Below are 23,001 nucleotides of genomic sequence, written 5' to 3' on the forward strand. Positions count from 1 at the left end.
ACGATCAGCGGGCGGTCATACCCGCCGCGCGAAGGTGTCGCTGTGGTTGCCCGAAACCTTGCGGCAGTGCACCAGCGCATCGCGAATCATGAAGTTCACCAGTGTGGGCGAAACCCCCAGCTCCTTGGCGATGTCCTTTTGCGGCACGCCATGCAGGCGGTACATCTCGAACGCGTAGCGGGTGCGCTGGGGCAACTCGGTCAGCGCGTCGGCGATGTTTTCCAGGGTGTTGAAGTTGATGTGCGAGGTTTCCGGCGAGGCGCCGTGAATCACCACATTCAAGCCTTCCTCCTCCGGCCCCGAATATTTGAGCTCCAGGGCCTGCTTGCGGTAGTGGTCGATCGCCAGGTTGCGCACGATCTGGAACAGGTAACTCAACTGGGCCTTGAACGATGAGGTGATCGTAGGCGCCGATTGCAGTCGAAAGTAGGCGTCCTGCACAACGTCTTCGGCACGGGAGCGGCAACCGGTAATGCGTGCCGCGATCTTCACCAGAATCAGCCGATTGTCGACGAATGCCTGGAGAAGGGGTGAGTCGCACCTGCCTGTGGATACTTGTTCCGTCATGGAAATCACCTTGTCGCAAAAGAGGTTGGGAGAGGGCGTCCTTGCTGAGGCCTCCTACACATCGGGCAACAAATTATGCTTAATGATAATTATTGTCAAATGAGAAGACGAACTAATCTTATGCCTTCCGGTTCGATGTGAACCACCTCTCGCTCGGCGCCTGCGACTAATTATTTGCCGGTGCCGTCCGTTCTTCTGGGTGACAGGTCCGTTAGTCAAGCGGCCAAGGATCAGCCACCCGCAGGAGGACGAAATGGGTTTTTACCGTGCACACAGCGTGTTTCAGTGGGGAGTGCTCAAGCGATGAGTGCACCGACCAGACTGCGCCTGTTCTGCCTGCCCTATTCCGGCGCCAGTGCCATGGTTTATGCGCGTTGGCGGCGAAGCCTGCCGGACTGGTTGCACGTGTGCCCGCTGGAATTGCCCGGTCGTGGCATGCGCATGGACGAGCCCTTGCAGCGCGATATCAAGGCGTTGGCCGCGCAACTCGCCGAGGAGATCAGCCATGACCTGAGCGGCCCTTATGCCGTGTTCGGTCACAGCCTTGGCGGGCTGCTGGCCTTCGAGCTGGTCCATGCGCTGGCCGCACGCAACCTGCCGGCGCCACTGGCCCTGTTCGCCTCCGGCACCGCAGGCCCCGCGCGCCGCGATGTCAGCGAATACGCCATCGAAAAGACCGATGCACAACTGATCGACCGCCTGCGCGAGTTGCAGGGCACTGCCGAAGAAGCCTTGGCCAACCCCGAATTGATGCAACTGATGCTGCCGATCCTGCGCGCCGACTTCCTGCTTTGCGGCAGTTTCATCTACGGCCGGCGCGCGCCGCTGGGCATGCCGATTCATGTGTTCGGCGGCAAGCAGGACAGCGTGCGTGCCGACCAATTGCTCGACTGGCAACTCGATGCCGCCAGCGGCTTCTCCCTCGACCTGTTCGACGGCCACCACTTCTTCCTCGTGCAGCACGAAAGCGCCGTGCTGCGCTGCCTGCGGCGCTACGCCGAAGAACATCTGGCCCGCTGGCGCAATGGCGCGGCGCGGCAACGGGTTGCCGGCTGAAGCCCCCCCAATTTCATAATTTCCCGTAAGCCGATTTCAGGCAGGAACCCCATGATGGACGCCTTCGAACTTCCCTCTACTCTGGTCCAGTCCCTTCAACGCCGTGCCGCGCAGACCCCGGACCAGGTGGCCCTGCGCTTCCTCGCCGAGTCCGCCGAGCACAGCGTGGTGCTCAGTTACCGCGACCTCGACCAGCGTGCCCGCACCATCGCCGCCGCGCTGCAAGCCAACGCCGAGCCGGGCGACCGCGCGGTACTGTTGTTTCCCAGCGGCCCGGATTACGTCGCGGCGTTCTTTGGCTGCCTGTACGCCGGCGTGATCGCGGTGCCGACCTACCCGCCGGAATCCGCCCGCCGTCATCACCAGGAGCGTTTGCTGTCGATCATCAGCGACGCCGAGCCGCGCCTGCTGCTGACCATCGCCAGCCTCGCCGATGGCCTGGCGCAGATCGAGCATGCGCCGCCGCTGCTGAGCGTCGACACCCTCGATGCGCCACTGGCCGACCATTGGATTGCCCCCGACCTGCAACCCGGCGACATTGCCTTCCTGCAATACACCTCCGGCTCCACCGCGCTGCCCAAGGGCGTGCAAGTCAGCCACGGCAACCTGGTGGCCAACGAAGTGCTGATCCGGCGTGGTTTCGGCATTGATCTGAACCCGGATGACGTGATCGTCAGCTGGCTGCCGCTGTACCACGACATGGGCTTGATCGGCGGCCTGCTGCAGCCGATCTTCAGCGGCGTGCCGTGCGTGCTCATGTCGCCGGCGTATTTCCTCGCTCGGCCGTTGCGCTGGCTGGAGGCGATCAGCGAATACGGCGGCACCATCAGCGGCGGCCCGGACTTCGCCTACCGCCTGTGCAGCGAGCGGGTCAGCGAGTCGGCTCTGGATCGCTTGGACTTGAGCCAGTGGCGCGTGGCCTATTCCGGTTCCGAGCCGATTCGCCTCGACACCCTGGAACGCTTCGCCGAGAAGTTCGCCGCCTGTGGCTTCAGCTCGAAGCAATTCTTCGCCTCCTATGGCCTGGCGGAAGCGACGCTGTTTGTCGCCGGTGGCCGCCGTGGCCACGGTATCCCGACGCTGCGCGTCGACGAGCAGGCCTTGGCCGCCAATCGCGCCGAGCCCGGGCAGGGCAGCGCGATCATGAGCTGCGGCACCCCCCAGCCCGAACACGCGGTACTGATCGTCGACCCGCACACCTTGAGTGAACTGGCCGACAACCGCGTCGGCGAACTCTGGGCCACCGGCCCGAGCATCGCCCACGGCTACTGGCGCAACCCCGAAGCCACCGCCAAGACCTTCGTGCAGCACGCCGGGCGCACCTGGCTGCGCACCGGTGACCTGGGCTTTATCCGTGAAGGCGAGGTGTACATCACGGGGCGCCTGAAAGACCTGCTGATCGTGCGTGGCCATAACCTGTACCCGCAAGACATCGAACAGACCATCGAGCGCGAAGTGGAAGTGGTGCGCAAGGGCCGCGTCGCGGCGTTCGCGGTGAATGACCAGGGCCTGGAAGGCATCGGCATTGCCGCCGAAATCAGCCGCAGCGTGCAGAAGATTCTGCCGCCCGAAGCCCTCATCAAAGCCATCCGCCAGGCCGTGGCCGAGGCCTGTCAAGAAGCGCCAAGCGTGGTGGTGCTGCTCAACCCCGGCGCGTTGCCGAAGACCTCCAGCGGCAAGCTGCAGCGTGCCGCGTGCGCGCTGCGTCATGCCGACGGCAGCTTCGACAGCTATGCGCAGTTCCCCGGTGTGCAAGCGCCGGTCAGCGAGGCCGCGCCGGAGTCCGCACTGCACAACCGGATCGCCGCGATCTGGTGCGAGCAGTTGCAGGTGGCCCATGTCGCCGCCGACGATCACTTCTTCCTGCTCGGCGGCAACTCCATCATTGCCACCCAGGTGGTCGCACGCCTGCGTGAAACCCTGGGCCTGGAGCTGAACCTGCGCATGCTCTTCGAAGCGCCCACACTGGCCGCCTTTGCTACCCGCGTTGCGCAGTTGCAACAGGAGGGTGGCGTAGCCCAAGGTGCGATCCAGCCCCTCTCGCGCCAGCACGAACTACCGCAATCCCTGGCCCAGAATCGCCTGTGGATCACCTGGCAACTGGACCCGCAGAGCAGCGCCTACACCATCCCCGGCGCGCTGCGCCTGCGCGGCGAGCTGGACGAAGACGCCGTGCGCCTGAGCTTCCAGCAGTTGGTCCAGCGCCACGAAGCCCTGCGCACGCGTTTCTACGAGCGCGACGGCCGGGGCTTCCAGCGCATCGATGAACACGGGGCGTTCGAGCTGCACGTCATCGACCTCAGCGACGTGCCCGCCGTGGAACGCGAAGCCTGCGCGCAGCAGATCCGCGAGGATGAAGCGCGCACCCGGTTCGATCTGGAGAAAGGCCCGTTGCTGAGGGTGACCCTGGTGCGCCTGGATGATGAAGACCACCAGTTGCTGGTGACGCTGCATCACATCATTGCCGACGGCTGGTCGCTGAACATTCTGATCGATGAATTCTCGCGGTTGTACGCCGCCGCTTCACAGGGCCAGCCCCTGGAGCTGCCAGCACTGGCCCTGCAATACGCCGACTACGGCACCTGGCAGCGCCAATGGCTGGCCGAAGGTGAAGGCCAGCGCCAACTGGCGTACTGGAAAGCCCACCTGGGCGACGAGCAGCCGACGCTCAACCTGGTTGGCGATCACCCGCGTTCGGCGCGGCGCCTCAACAGTGCCGCGCGCCACACCACGCGCCTGAGCGTCAACCTCAGCCAAGCGATTCGCCAGACCGCCCAGGCCCATGAGTCCACGCCGTTCATGCTGTTGCTGGCGGCGTTCCAGACCTTGCTCTACCGCTACAGCGGCCAGCGCGATATCCGCATCGGCGTGCCCAACGCCAACCGCCCGCGCCAGGAAACCCAAGGCCTGGTCGGCTTCTTCATCAACACGCTGGTGTTTCGCGCCGAGCTGGACGGGCGCCTGCCGTTCGACCAACTGCTGGCGGCCACCCGCGAGACGGCGCTGGGCGCCCAGGCCCATCAGGACTTGCCGTTCGAGCAACTGCTCGAAGCCTTTGCGCAAGCGCGCGAGCAGGGCCTGTTCCAGGTCATGTTCAACCACCAGCAACGCGACCTCAGCGCCTTGCGCCGCCTGCCGGGCATACTGGCCGATGAACTGCCGTGGCACAGCCGCGAAGCCAAGTTCGACCTGCAACTGCACAGCGAAGAAGACCGTAACGGACGCCTGAGCCTGTCGTTCGACTACGCCGACGAACTGTTCGACCCTGGGACGATCCAGCGCCTGGCCGAACACTTCAGCCACCTGCTGCAGGCGGTCTGCGCACAACCGCGCCAAGCCCTCGGCGACCTGCCGTTGATGCCGGCGAACGAACCACAACCGTGGGCCCAGGCGCCGTGCGCGCCGGCCCGGCAGTGGTTGCCTGAACAGCTCAATCAAGCGGCTTCGGACGACACCGCACTGGTCTGGCAGGGCGGCAGCCTGAGCTTCGCCCACCTGCATACCCAGGCCAACCGCCTGGCCCATTACCTGCGCGACAAAGGCGTCGGCCCCGACGTCTGCGTGGCCATCGCCGCCGAGCGTTCGCCGCAACTGTTGATCGGCTTGCTGGCGATCATCAAGGCCGGTGGCGCCTATGTGCCGCTCGACCCGGACTACCCCGCCGAACGCCTGGCCTACATGCTGGAGGACAGCGGCGTACACCTGCTGCTGACCCAGACCTCATTGCTTGACCACCTGCCGACGCCCGCCGGTGTGTGCGTGATTGCCATGGACAGCCTGCATCTGGATCAATGGCCGACCCAGGCACCGGGCCTGCGCCTGCACGGCGACAACCTGGCGTACGTGATCTACACCTCCGGCTCCACCGGCCGCCCCAAAGGGGTGGGCAACACCCACGCGGCCCTGGCCGAGCGCTTGCAGTGGATGCAGGCCACCTATCAACTGGACACCACCGACGTGCTGCTGCAAAAGGCGCCGATCAGTTTTGACGTGTCGGTGTGGGAGTGCTTCTGGCCACTGATCACCGGTTGCCGATTGGTGCTGGCCGGCCCCGGTGAACATCGCGACCCGCACCGCATTGCGCAACTGGTGCAGGAACACGGCGTGACCACCCTGCATTTTGTGCCGCCGCTGTTGCAGCTGTTTATCGACGAACCGCTGGCGGCCGGGTGCACCAGCCTGCGTCGCCTGTTCTCCGGTGGCGAGGCCTTGCCTGCCGAGTTGCGCAACCGCGTCCTGGCGCAGTTGCCGGCGGTGCAATTGCACAACCGTTATGGCCCGACCGAGACCGCGATCAACGTCACGCACTGGCATTGCCAGGCCGAAGATGGCGAGCGCTCGCCGATTGGCCGACCCCTGGGCAATGTGATCTGTCGCGTGTTGGACGACCAGCTCAACCTGTTGCCGGCCGGTGTGCCGGGTGAACTGTGCATCGGCGGCATCGGCCTGGCGCGGGGTTACCTTGGCCGTGCCGGGTTGACCGCCGAACGCTTCGTGGCCGACCCGTTGGGCGAGCCGGGTGCGCGCCTGTACCGCACCGGTGACCGCGTGCGCTGGAGCAACGATGGCGTGCTCGAATACCTCGGCCGTCTCGATCAACAAATCAAGCTGCGCGGTGTGCGCCTGGAGCCGCAGGAAATCGAAGCACGCCTGCTGGCCCTGGACGGTATCGCCCAGGCCGTGGTGCTGGTGCGCAACGCCACGTTGATCGGCTACTACACCGCCCACACCGCATGGGTGGAGCAGGACGTGAAGGCCGCCCTGGCCGCCGAATTGCCGGAGTACATGGTGCCCGCGCTGCTGATGCGCCTGGACGCCATGCCCCTGAGCCCCAGCGGCAAACTCGACCGCCGTGCGCTGCCGGAACCGGTGTGGCAGGTGCGTGAACACCTCGAACCCGAATCGCCGTTGCAGCAACAAATTGCCGCCATCTGGCGCGAAGTCCTCGGCCTGCCGCGTATCGGCCTGCGCGACGACTTCTTCGCCCTCGGCGGCCATTCGTTGCTGGCCACGCAAATCATCTCGCGCACCCGCCAGGCCTGTGACGTCGAGTTGCCGCTGCGTACCTTGTTCGAAGCCAGTGAACTGGGGGCGTTCGTTGAGCAGATCAGCCTGATCCAGGCCTCGGGCCAGCGTAACCGGCAAACCGCAATCGCCAAGGTCGACCGCAGCCAAGCGGTGCCGCTGTCCTATTCCCAGCAGCGCATGTGGTTCCTCTGGCAAATGGAACCGGACAGCCCGGCCTACAACGTCGGCGGCATGGCGCGCCTGCGCGGCGTGCTCGACGTGGGGCGTTTCGAGGCCGCGTTGCAAGCGTTGATCATGCGCCACGAAACCCTGCGCACCACCTTCCCGAATGTCGATGGCGTGGCCTGTCAAAAGGTCTCGCCGCAGACCGGCCTGCGCATGGCCTGGCAGGATATTTCGGCGCTGGATGAAGCCGCGCGCGCGCAGCGTTTGCAGGAGTTGGCCGAGCATGAAGCCCACACGCCGTTCAACCTGGAAACCGGGCCATTGCTGCGTGCGTGCCTGGTCAAGGCCGGCGAGCAGGAACACTACCTGGTGCTGACCCTGCACCATATCGTCACCGAAGGCTGGGCCATGGACATCTTTGCCCGTGAACTCAGCGCGCTGTACGAAGCCTTTATCGACGAGCGCGAGTCGCCGCTGGCGCCGTTGCCGGTGCAATACCTCGACTACAGCGTGTGGCAACGCCAGTGGATGGAAGCCGGGGAGCGCCAACGCCAGCTCGATTACTGGACGGCACAACTGGGCAATGAACATCCACTGCTCGAACTGCCTGCCGACCGGCCACGGCCACCGGTGCAAAGCCACCAGGGCGAGCTGTACCGTTTCGATCTCAGCGACGAATTGGCCGCCCGCGTGCGCGCCTTCAACGCCGAACGCGGCCTCACGCTGTTCATGACCATGACCGCGACCCTCGCCGTGTTGCTCTACCGCTACAGCGGCCAGACCGACCTGCGCATCGGCGCGCCGGTGGCCAACCGTATTCGCCCTGAAAGCGAAGGGCTGATCGGTGCGTTCCTCAACACCCAAGTGCTGCGTTGCCGGCTCAATGGGCAGATGCAGGTCGGCGAACTGTTTGAGCAGGTGCGCCACACCGTGATCGAAGGCCAGTCCCATCAGGACTTGCCGTTCGACCACTTGGTGGAAGCCCTGCAACCGCCGCGTAGTGCTGCGTATAACCCGTTGTTCCAGGTGATGTGCAACGTGCAGCGCTGGGAGTTCCAGCAGAGTCGCCAACTGGCTGGCATGACCGTCGAGTACCTGGCCAACGATGCCCGCGCGACCAAGTTTGACCTCAACCTGGAGGTCACCGACCTCGACCATCGACTGGGCTGCTGCCTGACGTACAGCACTGACCTCTTCGACGAACCGCGCATCGCGCGCATGGCCGCGCATTGGCGCAACCTGTTGGAAGCGCTGATTGCAGGTCCCGAACAACGCCTCAGTGAACTGCCGTTGCTCAATGCCGACGAGCAACGGGCGTTGCGCGGCAGCCTCGGTGTGGAGGCCGGTGAACATCGTCTCGACCAGTGCATCCACGCGCTGTTCAGCCGGCAGGCGGTCAGTCGCCCGGATGCACCGGCCCTGACCTTTGCCGGCGTGACCCTGACTTACGCCGAACTCGACGCCCGCGCCAATCGCCTGGCCTGGATGTTGCGCGAGCGCGGCGTGGGCCCGCAGGTGCGGGTCGGCCTGGCGCTGCCGCGATCGCTGGAAATGGTCGTCGGCCTGCTGGCGATCCTCAAGGCCGGCGGTGCCTATGTGCCGCTGGACCCGGAATACCCGCTGGACCGCCTGCACTACATGATCGAAGACAGCGGTATCGGCCTGTTGCTTAGCGATGCGGCGATGTTCCAAGCCCTCGGTGAACTGCCGGCCACGCTGGCGTGCTGGTGCCTGGAAGACGACTCGCCAAGGCTTGCCGATTACCCGGCGGATGAGCTGCCGTTTATCAGCCTGGCGCAACACCAGGCGTACCTGATCTACACCTCCGGCTCCACCGGCAAGCCAAAAGGCGTGGTGGTCTCTCACGGCGAAATCGCTATGCATTGCCAGGCGGTGATCGAACGCTTCGGCATGCGCCCGGATGATTGCGAGCTGCATTTCTATTCGATCAACTTCGACGCCGCCACCGAGCGTTTGCTGGTGCCGTTGCTCAGCGGCGCGCAGGTAGTGTTGCGTGCCCAGGGGCAGTGGGATGCCGAAGAAATCTGCGGGCTGATCCGTGCCCATCGCATCAATGTCCTTGGCTTTACCCCCAGCTATGGCAGCCAGTTGGCGCAATGGCTGGCGACCCAGCAACAAACCCTGCCGGTGCGCATGTGCATCACCGGTGGCGAGGCGCTGACCGGCGAGCATTTGCAGCGCATCCGTGCGGCATTCCAGCCCCAGGTGTTTTTCAACGCCTATGGCCCGACCGAAACCGTGGTGATGCCGCTGGCCTGCCTGGCGCCGCAGCAGTTGGAGGAGGGCGCCGGCAGCGTGCCGATCGGCAGCATTATCGGTGACCGCGTGGCGTATATTTTCGACGCCGACCTGGCGTTGGTACCGCAAGGCGCGACCGGCGAGCTGTACGTCGGCGGTGCCGGCCTGGCCCAGGGTTACCACCAGCGTCCGGGCATGACGGCGGAACGCTTTGTGGCCGATCCGTTCAGCACCCGGGGCGGCCGTCTGTACCGCACCGGTGACCTGGTGCGCCAACGCGCCGATGGTCTGGTGGAATACCTGGGGCGGATCGACCATCAGGTGAAGATTCGCGGCTTCCGTATCGAGTTGGGCGAGATCGAAACCCGCCTGCTGGAACACCCGGCCGTGCGCGAAGCCGTGGTGCTGGCGCTCGACTCGCCAAGCGGCAAGCAGCTCGTGGCGTACCTGGTCAGCGACCAGGCGCCGGTCACGCTGCGCGATGCGTTGAAGGCCCACCTCAAGGCGCAACTGCCGGACTACATGGTCCCTGCGCACCTGATCGTGCTGGATGCCATGCCGCTGACCGCCAACGGCAAACTCGACCGCCGCGCCTTGCCGCAACCGGACGCCGAGGCCAATCGTCAGCAGTACGTGGCGCCACGCAGCGAGTTGGAGCAAACCCTGGCCGCGATCTGGTGCGCGGTGTTGAACGTGCGGCAAGTCGGCCTGGACGATAACTTTTTCGAGCTGGGTGGCGACTCGATCCTGTCGATCCAAGTGGTCAGCCGCGCGCGCCAGGCCGGGGTTCATTTCAGCCCGCGCGACCTGTTCCAGCACCAGACGGTGCGCACCCTGGCCGCCGTCGCCACGCGCTCCGAGCGCGTCACGGCTGAGCAAGGCGTGCTCACCGGCAGCTCGGGCCTGACGCCGATCCAGCATTGGTTCTTCGACACCGATATTCCTGATCGCCAGCACTGGAACCAGGCCCTGCTGCTCAAGCCGCTGCAACTGCTCGACCCCCAGCGCCTGGAGCAAGCGCTGCTGGCCGTGCTCGAACACCACGATGCCCTGCGCCTGAGCTTCACGCAGCGGGACGCCCAGTGGCACGCCGAACACTTGGCCGTGCCCCAGGGCGGCGTGCTGATGCAGGCGCATGTGCGCGATATGGATCAATGCGCCGCGCTGTTCACCGACACCCAGCGCAGCCTCGACCTGGCACACGGCCCGCTGCTGCGCGCCTTGCTGGTGGATGGCCCCGACGGCCAGCAACGCCTGCTGATCGCGATCCATCACCTGGTGGTGGACGGTGTGTCGTGGCGTGTGTTGCTCGAAGACCTGCAGAACGTCTATCGCCAATTGAGCGACGGCCAGTCGGTGAACCTGCCGGCCAAGACCAGCGCCCTGCGTGACTGGGCCGCGCGCTTGCAGGCGTATGCGGGCAGCGAATCCCTGCGCGAAGAACTGACGGTGTGGCAGCAGCAATTGGCCGGGCCCGCTGTCGCGTTACCGGTGGACCGTGCGCACGGTACGTTGCGTAATCGCGATGCCGAGACCGTCAGCGTGCGCCTGGGCGCCGAACACACCCGCCAATTGCTGCAACAAGCGCCGAGCGCCTACCGCACCCAGGTCAACGACCTGCTGCTGACCGCCTTGGCCCGCGTGCTGTGCCGCTGGAGCGGGCATGCATCGGCTCTGATCCAACTGGAGGGCCACGGCCGTGAACCCCTGTTCGATGAGATCGACCTGACCCGCAGCGTCGGCTGGTTCACCAGCGCCTATCCATTGCGCCTGACCCCGCAAGCGGAGCAGGGCGCCTCGATCAAGGCGATCAAGGAACAACTGCGCGGCGTGCCGCACAAGGGCCTCGGCTATGGCGTGCTGCGTTACCTGGCGGACGACCTGTGCCGGCGGACCCTGGCGGCGTTGCCAACCGCCGACATCACCTTCAACTACCTCGGCCAGTTCGACCAGAGCTTCGGCGGCGATGCGCTGTTCCATCCGCTGGAGGAGCCTGCCGGCCTGGCCCATGACCCGGACGCGCCGCTGCCCAATCAGCTGAGCGTCGACAGCCAGGTGTACGGCGGGGAACTGGTGCTGCGCTGGACCTTCAGCCGCGAACGCCACGACGCCCACACCGTCCGCGAATTGGCCGGGGCGTACCTGGCTGAGCTGCAAAGCCTGATTGCCCACTGCCTTCAGGACGATGCCGGCGGCCTCACCCCGTCCGACTTCCCCCTGGCGCACCTGACCCAGCCGCAACTGGATGCGTTGCCGGTACCGGCCAATGCCATCGAAGACGTCTACCCGCTGACCCCGATGCAGGAAGGCCTGCTGCTGCACACCTTGCTGGAACCGGGTACCGGCCTGTATTACATGCAGGACCGCTACCGTATCAACAGCGCGTTGGACCCTGAGCGTTTCGCCCAGGCCTGGCACGCGGTGATCGCCCGTCACGAAGCCCTGCGCGCCTCGTTCTGCTGGAACGTCGGCGAAGACATGCTGCAAGTGATCCACACACCGGGCAGCACGCCCATTGAATATCTCGATTGGAGCGCCGCGCCTGAGGCCGAGCAGGAGCCGCGCCTGCAAGCGCTGCTCAAAGCCGAGCGCGAAGCCGGTTTCGATCTGCTCAACCAGGCGCCGTTCCACCTGCGCCTGATCCGCGTCGGCGAAGCGCGCTACTGGTTCATGATGAGCAACCACCACATTCTGATCGATGCCTGGTGCCGTTCGCTGCTGATGAATGACTTCTTCGAAATCTACCTGGCGCTCGGTGAAGGCCGCGACGCGCAACTGGCCACGCCGCCGCGCTACCGCGACTACATCGCCTGGCTGCGACGCCAGAACCTGAATGAGGCCCGCCAGTGGTGGCAACACAACCTACAGGGTTTCGAGCGCACCACGTCGATCCCGAGTGACCGGCCGTTCCTGCGTGAACACGCCGGCCACAGCGGTGGCATGGTAGTGGGCGATTGTTACACCCGCCTCGACGCCGCTGATGGCGTGCAACTGCGCGAATTGGCCCAGGCCCATCAGCTCACCGTAAACACCTTCGCCCAAGCGGCCTGGGCCTTGGTATTGCGGCGCTTGAGCGGGGAGCGTGACGTGCTGTTCGGCGTCACCGTGGCCGGTCGCCCGGTAGACATGCCAGAGATGCAACGCACCGTCGGCCTGTTCATCAACAGCGTCGCGCTGCGCGTGAAACTGCCCGAGGATGACCAGCGGTGCAGCGTGCGCCAGTGGCTGAGCGACCTGCTCGACAGCAATATGCAGCTGCGCGAGTACGAATACCTGCCGCTGGTGACGATCCAGGAACACAGCGAACTGCCCAAGGGCCAACCGTTGTTCGACAGCCTGTTCGTGTTCGAAAACGCCCCTGTGGAAACCTCGGTGCTGGACCGTGCGCAAAGCCTGAACGCCACCTCGGACTCCGGCCGCACCCACACCAACTTCCCGTTGACCGCCGTGTGCTACCCCGGTGATGACCTCGGCCTGCACTTGTCGTATGACCAGCGTTATTTTGACGAAACCACCGTGCAAGGCATGCTCGGCGAGTTCAAGCGCTTGCTGCTGGCGCTGGTGCAAGGCTTCCATGGCGACATGGCCGACCTGCCGCTGATCGGCGAGCAGGAACGCGAGTTCCTGGTGGAAGGCTGCAACCAGAGTGAGCACGACTACCCGTTGGCGCGTAGTTATGTCGAGCTGTTCGAAGCGCAAGTGGCCGCGCATCCGCAGCGGATCGCGGCCAGTTGCCTGGGCCGGCACTGGAGCTTTGACGAACTCAACCGTCGCAGTAACGGCTTGGGTCATGCGCTGGTCGCGGCGGGCGTCGGCCTGGATCAGCCGGTGGCGTTGCTGGCCGAGCGCAACCTGGACCTGCTGGGCATGATCATCGGCAGCTTCAAGGCCGGTGCCGGTTACTTGCCGCTGGACCCCGACCTGCCAAGCCAGCGTCTGAGCCGCATTATCGATTTGAGCCGCACGCCGTTGCTGGTATGCACCGAGGCGTGCCACGAGCAGGCACTGGAACTGCTGGCGCAATTGGGCTGTGCGATTCGGCCGACGTTGCTGGTATGGGAAACGCTGGCGGCATCAGAGCAGAACCCGGGTATCTACAGTGGCCCGGACAACCTCGCCTATGTGATCTACACCTCGGGTTCCACCGGCCTGCCCAAAGGCGTGATGGTTGAACAGCGCGGCATGCTCAATAACCAGTTGAGCAAACTGCCCTACCTGGACCTGAGCGCGGCGGATGTGATCGCTCAGACGGCCTCGCAAAGTTTCGATATTTCCGTGTGGCAATTCCTTGCCGCGCCGCTGTTCGGCGCGCGGGTGGACATTGTGCCGAACAGCATCGCCCATGACCCCCAGGGCTTGCTCGCACATGTGCAGGCCCAGGGCATCACGGTGCTGGAGAGCGTGCCGTCGCTGATCCAGGGCATGCTCGCCCAGGACCGCATCAGCCTCGACGGCCTGCGCTGGATGCTGCCCACCGGCGAAGCCATGCCACCGGAGCTGGCGCACCAATGGTTGCTGCGTTACCCGCAGATCGGCCTGGTGAATGCGTATGGCCCGGCGGAATGCTCGGATGACGTGGCGTTCTTCCGCGTCGACCTGGCGTCGACCCGAGGCACCTACTTGCCGATCGGCACGCCCACTGACAACAACCGTTTGTACCTGCTCGATGGCGCGCTGGAGTTGGTGCCTCAAGGGGCGGTGGGCGAGTTGTGCGTGGCCGGTACCGGGGTAGGGCGCGGTTATGTCAGCGACCCGCTGCGCACCGCCCAGGTGTTTGTGCCGAACCCGTTCGGTGCGCCGGGGGAACGTGTGTACCGCACGGGGGACCTGGCCCGCCGCCGCAGCGACGGTGTGCTGGAATACGTCGGGCGGATCGACCATCAGGTGAAGATTCGCGGCTACCGCATCGAACTGGGCGAAATCGAAGCGCGCCTGCACGAGCAACCCGAAGTGCGTGACGCGGCGGTCGGCGTCCAGGACGGCGCCAATGGCAGGCATCTGGTGGGTTATCTGGTGCCAACTGATGAAACGCTGAGTTCAGGCGAACGCCTGGACCGTATCAAGCAACGCCTGCGTGCCGAACTGCCGGAATACATGGTGCCGCTGCACTGGCTGTGGCTGGAGCGCCTGCCGCTCAACGCCAACGGCAAACTCGACCGCAAGGCCCTGCCGGCGCTGGAGATCGGCCAGTTGCAGGGCCAGGATTACCTGGCGCCACGCAACGAACTGGAAACCACGTTGGCCGCCATCTGGGCCGAAGTGCTGAAAGTCGAAAAAGTCGGTGTGCAGGACAACTTTTTCGAACTGGGCGGGCACTCGTTGCTGGCCACGCAGATCGCCTCGCGGGTACAGAAGACGCTACAGCGCGATGTGCCGTTGCGGGCAATGTTCGAGTGCAGCACGGTGGCGCAGTTGGCCGAATACATTGATGGGCTGGCGGCCAACGAGATCAGCGCGCAGAAGGCGGATCGGTTGAGTGACCTGATGGCGGAGTTGGAAGGGCTGTAGATTTGGTTGCCTGTCAGGGCCTCATCGGGGGCATGCCCTCTTCCACAGTTTGAGTGTATTCACAGTCAACCTGTGGAAGAGGGCTTGCCCCCGATAGCGCCCGCCCAGGCACGGCCTATTTGGGCCCGAGTATCTTCACCAGCTTATCCGGCGACGGCGCCCCTTGCTGTTGCTGCAACCCGCCCTTGTCATCCAGGTAGAAAATCGCCGGCGTCGCCGACAGTTCCAGCTCGTCCATCAACTTCATGTTGGCTTCGAGCTTGGCTTCGATATTCGCCGGGATCTTGGTCAGCGCCTGCAATGTGCTGCCTTTGCCGGCGGCTTCGTGTTCTTCCAGGGCTTTTTGCGGGTCTTTGGCGGCGAACAGTGCGGCGGATTTACCGGGGCTGTCTTCGCGAATGATCCCTACCATGATGTGGCGCAACTGCACCTTGCCGGCTTTGACCCACGGCCGCGCCTGTTCCCAGAACATGTTGCAGTACGGGCAGTTGGGGTCGCTGAACAAGTAAACGGTGCGTGGGGCGTTCTTGTCGCCGTCCTGGATCCAGCTGCTTTTTTCCATCTTGGCCCACACTTCCTTGGCCATCGGGGCGTACACCAGTTGTTCCAGGGGCGCGCTGCTCAGGTCATTGCCCTGGGCATCGTACAGGCTGCCGGCGATCACGCTTTTGCCGTCGGCGGTCAGGTACAGGGCCATGCCGCGGTTCTGGTATTGCGCGGCGTAGCCAGTGAGGCCGCTGGGGGCGTCGAATTTGCCGATGATCTTGGCGCCCTTGGCTTCGATCTGTTTGATGGGCGCCGGCCAGTCTTCGGCTTGCACCAGAGTGGCCGCCGCCATCAGCGGCAGCAGGGTCAGCAGGTGGCGGAGGCTTGGCATGAGGGTTTCCTTTCAGGGGCGGTGTCGAAGGGTTCCATGGCATGGGCCAGGCTGGCCTGGGACAACTCGCCCAGGTGACTGTTGATCAGGCGTCCGTCGGCTGAGTAGAACAGCGTGGTCGGCAATGCCATGGAACCCACGGCCTGGCCGAGGCGGCCGCTGGCGTCGAACAGCACGTTGTCCAGGGTCAGGCCTTGCGTGGCCAGGTAGGTGCTGACGCTTTGCATGCTTTCGGCCTGGTTGACGAACAGGAAGGTCACGTCGGGGCGTTGGTGCTGCGCGCGTTCCAGTACCGGCATTTCGCGGCGGCACGGCGGGCACCAGGTGGCCCACAGGTTGATCACCAGCGGGCCACCCTTGTAGTCGGTCAGTTGCACCTCTTGGCCATCGGCCGTGCGCAAGGTGATGTGCGGTAGCTGCGTGCCCTTGTCGTAGAGGCTCAGGGCCAGGCTGGTCATGCCCCAGAACAGCAGGCCGGTGACCACCCCGGCGCTCAGCGGCTTGCGCAGCGCCGGGCGCCGCCAGCCGTAGGCCAGCGCGCCCAGGACCAGGGCGACCACGCCGGGCCAGGCGAGAAAACCACCGTCGCGCAGGTCGACCATCTGCAACCAGTCGCTGCTGTAATAATTCCAGTACATCAACACAAAGCTCACGCGTGCTGCGAGCATGCCCAGCAGGAACAGGCTGAACAGCACCGACTCCGGGTTCTCACCGCCACGCTTTGCCACGCGCCAGCCCACCAGGGTGGCGAGAATCAGTGCGCTGATCAGCAGGATGTGATTCAGCGCAATGGCGAAGGTGCCGATGGTCAGGGTCAGCATCAGAGGGCGTCCCGGGCTTGGGTCCAGCGTTGCAGGAAGGCATCGGCATTCACTTCGCCGGTGATGCGCTGGGCGCGGCGTTCTTCACCGTTGGGGCCGATCCACACAAAGCTGGGCGGCCCCGGCACCTTGTAGCGGCTCAGCAGCTCGCTGCTGGCCGCGTTGTCGGCGGTCACGTCCAGGCGCAGCAGGCGTACGTCTTTCAACGCGTCGAGCACGTCGGGTTTACCGAACACCTGTTTTTCCATGATCTTGCACGACACGCACCAGTCGGCGTAGTAGTCCAGCAGTACCCATTGGCCCTGGGCCTTGGCGCTGTCGAGCTGGCTTTGCAGCACGGCCGGGTCGTTAATCGTCATGAAGGCTTGATGGGCGCTCGGCGCCTCGGCAACCCGCGAGCCGCTGTACACCTTCAACGGTTGCCACAGGTCGTCGCTGCCACCGGCGGCGCCCACCACCAGCACGCAACCCCATACACCCAGTACCACGGCGCCGGCGCCGAACAGCATGGCCACGCGGCCGAAATCCTGGGCCAGGCGCCAGCCGCAATAAGCCATCGCCAGCGCCAGCGCGCCCCACAGGCCGAGCCACAGGCTGTCGCCGATGATCGGGCGAAGCATCAGCACGGCGGTGCCCAGGAACAGGAAGCCGAAGACGCCCTTGAGCACGTTCATCCAGGTGCCAGGCTTGGGCAGGAAGCGGTTACCCACGGTCACCAGCAGCAACAGCGGAATACCGATGCCGATACCCATGGCGAACAACACCAGGCCACCGTGCAGCGCATTGCCGCTTTGTGCGATATACAACAGCGCGCCAGCCAGGGGCGCGGTCATGCACGGGCCCACCAGCAGGCCGGACAAGGCGCCGAGAATACCCGCACCCACCAGGCTGCCGCCGCTTTGCTGGCGGCTGACGGTGTCCAGGCGATCGCGCAGGAAGGCCGGCAATTGCAGTTCAAAGAAGCCGAACATCGGCAGCGCGAGGAGTACAAACAGCGCGGCGAAACTGCCCAGGATCCAGGGGGTTTGCAGCCATGCGGCGAGGTTGGCGCCAAGCAGGGCGGCCAGCACGCCCAGCGCCGCATACACCAGCGCCATGCACACCACGTAGCTGCCGGCCAAGGCAAAGCCGCGACGCGCACTGGCGCCACTGCCTACCACCAGGCCGGCGAGGATCGGCAACATCGGCAGCGAACACGGGGCAAACGCCAGCAACAGGCCCAGCCCGAAGAACACCAGCAAGCTCCAACCCAGGCTGCGCTGTTGCAGGCCGCTGGCCAGGCTCTGGTCCTGAGCCTGGGTGGTGGCCGCAACTGCCGGGTTGCCGCCCAGGTCCACGGTGATCGACTGCGGCGGGTAGCACAGCCCCGCATCGGCGCAGCCCTGCCAGCCCAGCTTGACCTGGCCGGTGACGCCGGCCGGGATCTTCACTTCCAGGCCCTGGCGATACACTTGCTGCTCGCCAAAGAACTCGTCGCTGTGGGCTTCGCCCTGGGGCAGCAGGGGCTTTTCGGCCAGGCCATCGAACTTCATGCGCTGCTGGTACAGGTAATATCCGTCGGCAATCTGCCAATACAGCTGGGTCTCGCCGCTTTCAAGACGTTCGGAGGTAAAGGTGAATGCCTTGTCCACCGGCAGGAAATCGGGTTTGGTCTCAAACGGGTTGCCCGGCGCGACCTGGGCGAACCCTGCGAACAACACCAGCAGAAAGGTAAACAGATGCCGCATGGTCAAGCCTTAGTTCGATGCAAGTGAGGCACACAATGTGTGGCGTTGATTAACCGATGATTAACCGGTCGCTATTCTAGAGTGTAGGGATTGCCGGGTGTTGTGAACTTTGACGGCATAATGCGCGCTTAATCCACGGCTTCTCTAATCGCCCCATCTTTTATGAAGGGTTCAGCATGCACGTACTGGTCTGTGAAGACGACGAACTGATCGCCAGCGGCATCGTGGCCGGCCTCGGTGCCCAGGGCTTTACCGTCGAGCGCGTGGCGACGGCCGCTGCCGCGCGGGCGATGCTCAAGGCCGCGACCTTCGACATCATGGTGCTGGACCTGGGCCTGCCCGACGAAGATGGCCTCAAGCTGCTGCAACAACTGCGCAGCCAGGGCCTGGAGATTCCAGTGCTGATCCTCACCGCGCGCGATTCGGTGACCAACCGCGTCGACGGCCTGCAAGCCGGCGCAGACGACTACCTGCTCAAACCCTTCGACCTGCGCGAATTGGCCGCCCGCCTGCAAACCTTGCTGCGTCGCATGGCGGGGCGCAGTGTCAATTTGATCGAGCATGGCCGGTTGAGCTACGACCCGAGCAGCCGCGAAACCTTGCTCGGCGGCCAGCCGGTTGATTTGTCGCGCCGCGAGCAGGCGCTGTTGCAGGCCCTGCTGCACAACAAGGGGCGAGTGCTCTCCAGCGAACAACTCAAAGACAGCGTCTACGGTTTTAACGACGAACTGGAAAGCAACGCGCTCAATGTGCATATCCATCACCTGCGCCGAAAACTGGGGAATGGCATCGTCGAAACCGTGCGCGGCCTCGGTTACCGCCTGGGCCCGGCGGACGACGGCGAGAGTGCGTCGTGAAGAGCCTGCGCCTGCGCCTGACCTTCAAGCTCGGCGCTGCCTTTGTAGTGATCTGGGCCCTGGCGGCGGCCTGGATGCTCAACGATCTGCGTAACCAGATGATGTTTTCCCTCGACCAGCGCCTGGTGGCGTCGGCGCGCATGGTGGCGGGGCTGACCGAACAGATGCCGGGCCTGGCCAGTATCAGCGGCGGCGCGCACTTGCGTACCGAACAGCTGCATGTGCCGGGCGGCATGGCCTGTCAGGTCAGCTCGTTGCGCGGGGAAATCCTCGCGCGCAGCCACACCACGCCGGATCAGGGCCTTGAGTCGCAACGCAGTGGCTTTCGCGACCAGACGATCGACGGAGTAGGCTGGCGCAGCTTTACCCTGTCCCGTGGCGACCTGTTGATTACCACCGCCGACCGCCAGGTGGAGCGTGAAGCGCTGAACATGTCGATCCTGCTGGCGGCGTCGGTGCCGGTGGGCGTGGCCATGCTGGGCTGCCTGTGCCTGCTGTGGCTGGGCATCGGCCAAAGCCTGCTGCCGCTCAACCGCATGCGTGACGCGCTGATGCGGCGCAGTGCCGACTCCCTTGAGCCGCTGCAGATCCACCCGTTGCCCAGTGAGCTCAAGCCGCTGCTCGACACCCAGAACCAACTGTTGCAACGCATCGCCAAGACCATCGAGCGCGAACGCCGCCTGACCGGCGACGCCGCCCACGAACTGCGCAGCCCGTTGACCGCGATCAAGACCCACCTGCAAGTGGCGCGCATGACCGACGGCGCGGCCCGCGACCAGTCGCTGGCACATGCCGAGGAGGGCGCCGACCGCCTGCATCGCACCCTGGAACAATTGCTGCTGCTGGCGCGGGTGGAAGGCAGCCTGTCGTTTGACGATGGCTTGCAGTCCAGCGCCGAAGAGGTCGCGCGGCTGGCGATTGAGGATGCCAATGCGGGGGATAACGCACGTATCGACCTGATCCTGGCGCAAAACCTCACCGGCGCGCCGGTGGAAATGCCCGTTGGCCTGGCGGTTGCGGCCCTGCGCAACCTGCTGGATAACGCCTTGCGCCACACCCCGGCGGACACTCGGGTCGAACTCAGTGTGTTCACTGCCAAGGATCACGTGGTGTTCCGCGTGCGTGACCATGGCCAGCAGATTTCCAGCGAAGACCTGCAATACCTGACCCAGCGCTTCTGGCGCAACGGCAACAGCGAAGGTTGCGGGCTGGGCCTGGCAATCGTGCAAGCGATCGTGCAGCGCTGTTCGTGCTCGCTGAAATTTGACAGTCAGGTCGATGGGTTGCGTGTCGACCTGGGCATGCCACTGCGACGCTGATCCTTTTTCCAAGTGCCAAATAGTTACCGCCCGCCTGGGGTTCAAGCCTTCAGGATGGCGGTAATTTTTTTGTGCTTGAACGGGCCGAAAGACTCGGCCTGTATTGAAAAGGACGGTTCTTATGTTGGTCATCGACACCAGTTTCCCCGCCACCGGTTTCAACGATCGCAACGGCGAGCCCGTTGGGCAGCTGCTTGTGCATTACACCGCGGCGCCTTTTGCGTCGTCCCTGCGCACCCTGACCCGGGACGGCGTCAGCGCTCACTACTTGCTGCCCGACCCGCATGAACCCAGCTATCGCGCCGCCGGTTACGACGAGTTGCGCGCGTTTCGCCTGGTCGACGAAGACAAGCGCGCCTGGCATGCCGGCGTAAGCCAGTGGGGCGGGCGGGATAACCTCAATAGCCGCTCGATTGGCATCGAGATCGTCAACCTGGTAAGGGATGACGGTGGCGTGTTCACCTTTCCTGCGTATGGCGAGGAACAGATCGAGGTGTTGATAGCGCTGCTGCGTGACATTCTTGGCCGCTACCCACGGGTTGGGCCGACGGACATCCTCGGACATTCGGACGTGGCCTTTTGGCGCAAGAGCGATCCCGGACCTCGTCTGCCCTGGCGGCGTTTGTTCGAGGCGGGCGTCGGCGCCTGGTTTGATGAGGCGACGCGTGCCATGTACCAGCGCCGGTTTTGCCTCGGGCTGCCGCCGGAGGTGGAAGTGGAGCGGGCGTTCCAGCGCTATGGCTATGCACCGGCCAAAAATCGCCAGGGCTTTGAGCTCCGGACGCGGGCGTTTCAGATGCATTTTCGGGCGCGGGATTATTGTGGGTTTCTGGATGCCGAGACCTGCGCGATTTTGTACGCGCTGAACGAAAAATACCGCGGCCTGTAACGCTGATCGCTTTCACATTTCAGGCTTGATCCACCCATAACGATTACCGGCCCTAAATCCCTGCGGCGCTGATGCGTTTCCAGAACAGGAAATCCGTGCGCATGCCCTTGGGCCAGACGCCAACGGATCGGCAGTTTGGTCACCATCATCAGCGTATTGAGGGATCGAGAAATGTCAGTCGCTACCAGTCGTATCGAAGACGCCCAGGTGCATGAAACGCTCTACCAGTTCGACGAGACGCCGCTGCTGGCCCGTCAGCGTCAGCAGGAGTCCAACGCCCGCAGCTACCCACGGCGCATCCCCCTGGCGCTCAAACGTGCCAAGGGCATTTACGTGGAAGACGTGGAAGGTCGCCAGTTCATCGACTGCCTGGCCGGTGCGGGTACCCTGGCGCTGGGGCACAACCACCCGGTGGTGATCCAGGCCATCCAGCAGGTGCTGAGCGACGAATTGCCGTTGCACACCCTCGACCTGACCACGCCGGTCAAAGACCAATTCGTACAGGACCTGTTCGGCCTGTTGCCTGAAGCGCTGGCGCGGCAAGCCAAGATCCAGTTCTGTGGCCCCACCGGCACCGATGCGGTGGAAGCCGCGTTGAAACTGGTGCGCACTGCCACCGGGCGCAGCACCGTGCTTTCGTTCCAGGGCGGTTATCACGGCATGAGCCAGGGCGCGTTGAGCTTGATGGGCAGCCTGGGGCCGAAGAAACCCTTGGGTGCATTGCTGGGCAATGGCGTGCAGTTTTTGCCGTACCCCTATGACTATCGCTGCCCGTTCGGCCTGGGCGGCGCGCAAGGCGTGCGTGTCAACCTGCATTACCTGGAAAACCTGCTCAACGACCCGGAGGCCGGGGTGCTGCTGCCGGCGGCGGTGATTGTTGAAGTGGTACAGGGCGAAGGCGGTGTGATCCCGGCGGACCTCGACTGGCTGCGTGACCTGCGGCGCATCACCGAGCAGGCCGGTGTGGCGTTGATCGTCGATGAGATCCAGAGCGGTTTTGCGCGCACCGGCAAGATGTTTGCCTTTGAACACGCCGGGATCATCCCGGATGTGGTGGTGCTGTCCAAGGCCATCGGCGGTAGCTTGCCGCTGGCGGTGGTGGTGTATCGCGACTGGCTGGACACCTGGCTGCCGGGCGCGCATGCCGGGACGTTCCGTGGCAATCAGATGGCCATGGCGGCGGGCTCGGCGGTGATGCGCTACCTCAAGGAACACGACCTGGCCGGCCATGCCGCGGCCATGGGCGAACGCCTTGGCGAGCATCTGCGCATCCTGCAACGGGATTTCCCGCAACTGGGGGATATTCGTGGTCGTGGGCTGATGCTCGGCGTGGAACTGGTAGACCCGCACGGTACGCCGGATATCCAGGGCCATCCGCCCGTGGACCGCCAATTGGCGCCGCGTGTGCAGCGCGAATGCCTCAAGCGCGGGCTGATCCTGGAGCTGGGCGGCCGACACGGTAGCGTGGTGCGCTTCCTGCCGCCGCTGGTGATTACCGCCGCCGAAGTCGACCGTGTGGCCGAGATTTTCGGGCGAGCCCTGGCGGCCGCGGTCGCCAGCCTCTAATTTTTCGACGACTTGGTACGTTTCTACAGATATCAGCGCTGCGCGTGGTGCGCAGCCAGCCTTTGAGCAACGGAGAACAGCAATGACCTCAGTATTTGACCGCGACGACATCCTGTTTCAGGTAGTGGTCAACCATGAAGAACAATATTCCATCTGGCCCGACTACAAGGCCGTGCCGGAAGGTTGGCGCACCGTGGGCAAGAGCGGTCTGAAAAAAGAATGCCTGGCCTACATTGAAGAAACCTGGACCGACATGCGCCCGTTAAGCCTGCGCCAGAAAATGGACGGCGCTGCGCTGGCCTGACTCACCCCGTGTGGCGAGCAAGCACGCTTTCTCGCCACCACCGGACGGCTTCTGCGGG

The 23,001-nt window shown here is 64.6% G+C and carries 11 protein-coding genes; 7 read left to right on the top strand and 4 right to left on the bottom strand.

Annotated features, from left to right (window positions below; translation table 11 throughout):
* Window positions 1-15: 15 nt before the first annotated feature.
* On the bottom strand, window positions 16-567 hold the full coding sequence (locus AB4O23_RS12545) for an RNA polymerase factor sigma-70 (protein WP_017527661.1): 552 nt from the start codon (window positions 565-567) through the stop codon (window positions 16-18).
* A gap of 303 nt (window positions 568-870) precedes the next feature.
* Between AB4O23_RS12545 and AB4O23_RS12550 the strand changes: the two genes are divergently transcribed.
* Window positions 871-1,623: a thioesterase II family protein gene (locus AB4O23_RS12550; RefSeq protein ID WP_267863798.1), complete on the top strand. Its 753-nt coding sequence runs from the start codon at window positions 871-873 to the stop codon at window positions 1,621-1,623.
* A 51-nt stretch (window positions 1,624-1,674) separates the two neighbouring features.
* On the top strand, window positions 1,675-14,583 hold the full coding sequence (locus AB4O23_RS12555; protein ID WP_460150503.1) for a non-ribosomal peptide synthetase: 12,909 nt from the start codon (window positions 1,675-1,677) through the stop codon (window positions 14,581-14,583).
* Window positions 14,584-14,698: 115 nt separating this feature from the next.
* Here AB4O23_RS12555 and dsbG read toward each other — a convergent pair whose 3' ends face one another.
* The 3 genes from dsbG to dsbD are packed head-to-tail and all read right to left on the bottom strand — an operon-like array spanning window position 14,699 to window position 18,008.
* Window positions 14,699-15,460 (bottom strand): thiol:disulfide interchange protein DsbG, encoded by a 762-nt coding sequence (gene dsbG / locus AB4O23_RS12560; protein WP_017527664.1) that lies wholly within the window; start codon window positions 15,458-15,460, stop codon window positions 14,699-14,701.
* Window positions 15,436-16,281: a TlpA disulfide reductase family protein gene (locus tag AB4O23_RS12565; protein WP_068937077.1), complete on the bottom strand. Its 846-nt coding sequence runs from the start codon at window positions 16,279-16,281 to the stop codon at window positions 15,436-15,438. The genes dsbG and AB4O23_RS12565 overlap by 25 nt, the downstream gene beginning before the upstream one ends.
* Window positions 16,281-18,008, bottom strand: a complete 1,728-nt coding sequence (gene dsbD / locus AB4O23_RS12570; protein ID WP_460063399.1) for a protein-disulfide reductase DsbD — start codon at window positions 18,006-18,008, stop codon at window positions 16,281-16,283. The genes AB4O23_RS12565 and dsbD overlap by 1 nt, the downstream gene beginning before the upstream one ends.
* Before the next feature lie 176 nt (window positions 18,009-18,184).
* Here dsbD and AB4O23_RS12575 point away from each other — a divergent pair, with 176 nt between their 5' ends.
* The 5 genes from AB4O23_RS12575 to AB4O23_RS12595 all read left to right on the top strand — a co-directional run bounded on the left by AB4O23_RS12575 (window position 18,185) and on the right by AB4O23_RS12595 (window position 22,943).
* Window positions 18,185-18,865, top strand: a complete 681-nt coding sequence (locus AB4O23_RS12575) for a response regulator (RefSeq protein WP_017527667.1) — start codon at window positions 18,185-18,187, stop codon at window positions 18,863-18,865.
* Window positions 18,862-20,184: an ATP-binding protein gene (locus tag AB4O23_RS12580; RefSeq protein ID WP_017527668.1), complete on the top strand. Its 1,323-nt coding sequence runs from the start codon at window positions 18,862-18,864 to the stop codon at window positions 20,182-20,184. The genes AB4O23_RS12575 and AB4O23_RS12580 overlap by 4 nt, the downstream gene beginning before the upstream one ends.
* Window positions 20,185-20,305: 121 nt before the next feature.
* On the top strand, window positions 20,306-21,073 hold the full coding sequence (locus AB4O23_RS12585; RefSeq protein ID WP_460063403.1) for an N-acetylmuramoyl-L-alanine amidase: 768 nt from the start codon (window positions 20,306-20,308) through the stop codon (window positions 21,071-21,073).
* Window positions 21,074-21,244: 171 nt separating this feature from the next.
* A complete protein-coding gene (locus AB4O23_RS12590; RefSeq protein ID WP_460069746.1) occupies window positions 21,245-22,639 on the top strand; it encodes a diaminobutyrate--2-oxoglutarate transaminase in 1,395 nt (464 codons plus the stop codon).
* An 82-nt stretch (window positions 22,640-22,721) separates the two neighbouring features.
* The gene (locus AB4O23_RS12595; protein ID WP_017527671.1) at window positions 22,722-22,943 is read left to right on the top strand and encodes an MbtH family protein; all 222 of its coding nucleotides are present in this window, start codon (window positions 22,722-22,724) and stop codon (window positions 22,941-22,943) included.
* Window positions 22,944-23,001: the final 58 nt, after the last annotated feature.

Source organism: Pseudomonas sp. H2_A10 (genome assembly GCF_054680085.1).

Coding starts and splice junctions, on each gene's coding strand:
- AB4O23_RS12550 (WP_267863798.1), top strand. CDS start 871: ATGAGTGCACCGACCAGACTGCGCCTGTTCTGCCTGCCCTATTCCGGC.
- dsbD (WP_460063399.1), bottom strand. CDS start 18,008: ATGCGGCATCTGTTTACCTTTCTGCTGGTGTTGTTCGCAGGGTTCGCC.
- AB4O23_RS12590 (WP_460069746.1), top strand. CDS start 21,245: ATGTCAGTCGCTACCAGTCGTATCGAAGACGCCCAGGTGCATGAAACG.
- AB4O23_RS12565 (WP_068937077.1), bottom strand. CDS start 16,281: ATGCTGACCCTGACCATCGGCACCTTCGCCATTGCGCTGAATCACATC.
- AB4O23_RS12555 (WP_460150503.1), top strand. CDS start 1,675: ATGATGGACGCCTTCGAACTTCCCTCTACTCTGGTCCAGTCCCTTCAA.
- AB4O23_RS12545 (WP_017527661.1), bottom strand. CDS start 567: ATGACGGAACAAGTATCCACAGGCAGGTGCGACTCACCCCTTCTCCAG.
- dsbG (WP_017527664.1), bottom strand. CDS start 15,460: ATGCCAAGCCTCCGCCACCTGCTGACCCTGCTGCCGCTGATGGCGGCG.
- AB4O23_RS12585 (WP_460063403.1), top strand. CDS start 20,306: ATGTTGGTCATCGACACCAGTTTCCCCGCCACCGGTTTCAACGATCGC.
- AB4O23_RS12595 (WP_017527671.1), top strand. CDS start 22,722: ATGACCTCAGTATTTGACCGCGACGACATCCTGTTTCAGGTAGTGGTC.
- AB4O23_RS12575 (WP_017527667.1), top strand. CDS start 18,185: ATGCACGTACTGGTCTGTGAAGACGACGAACTGATCGCCAGCGGCATC.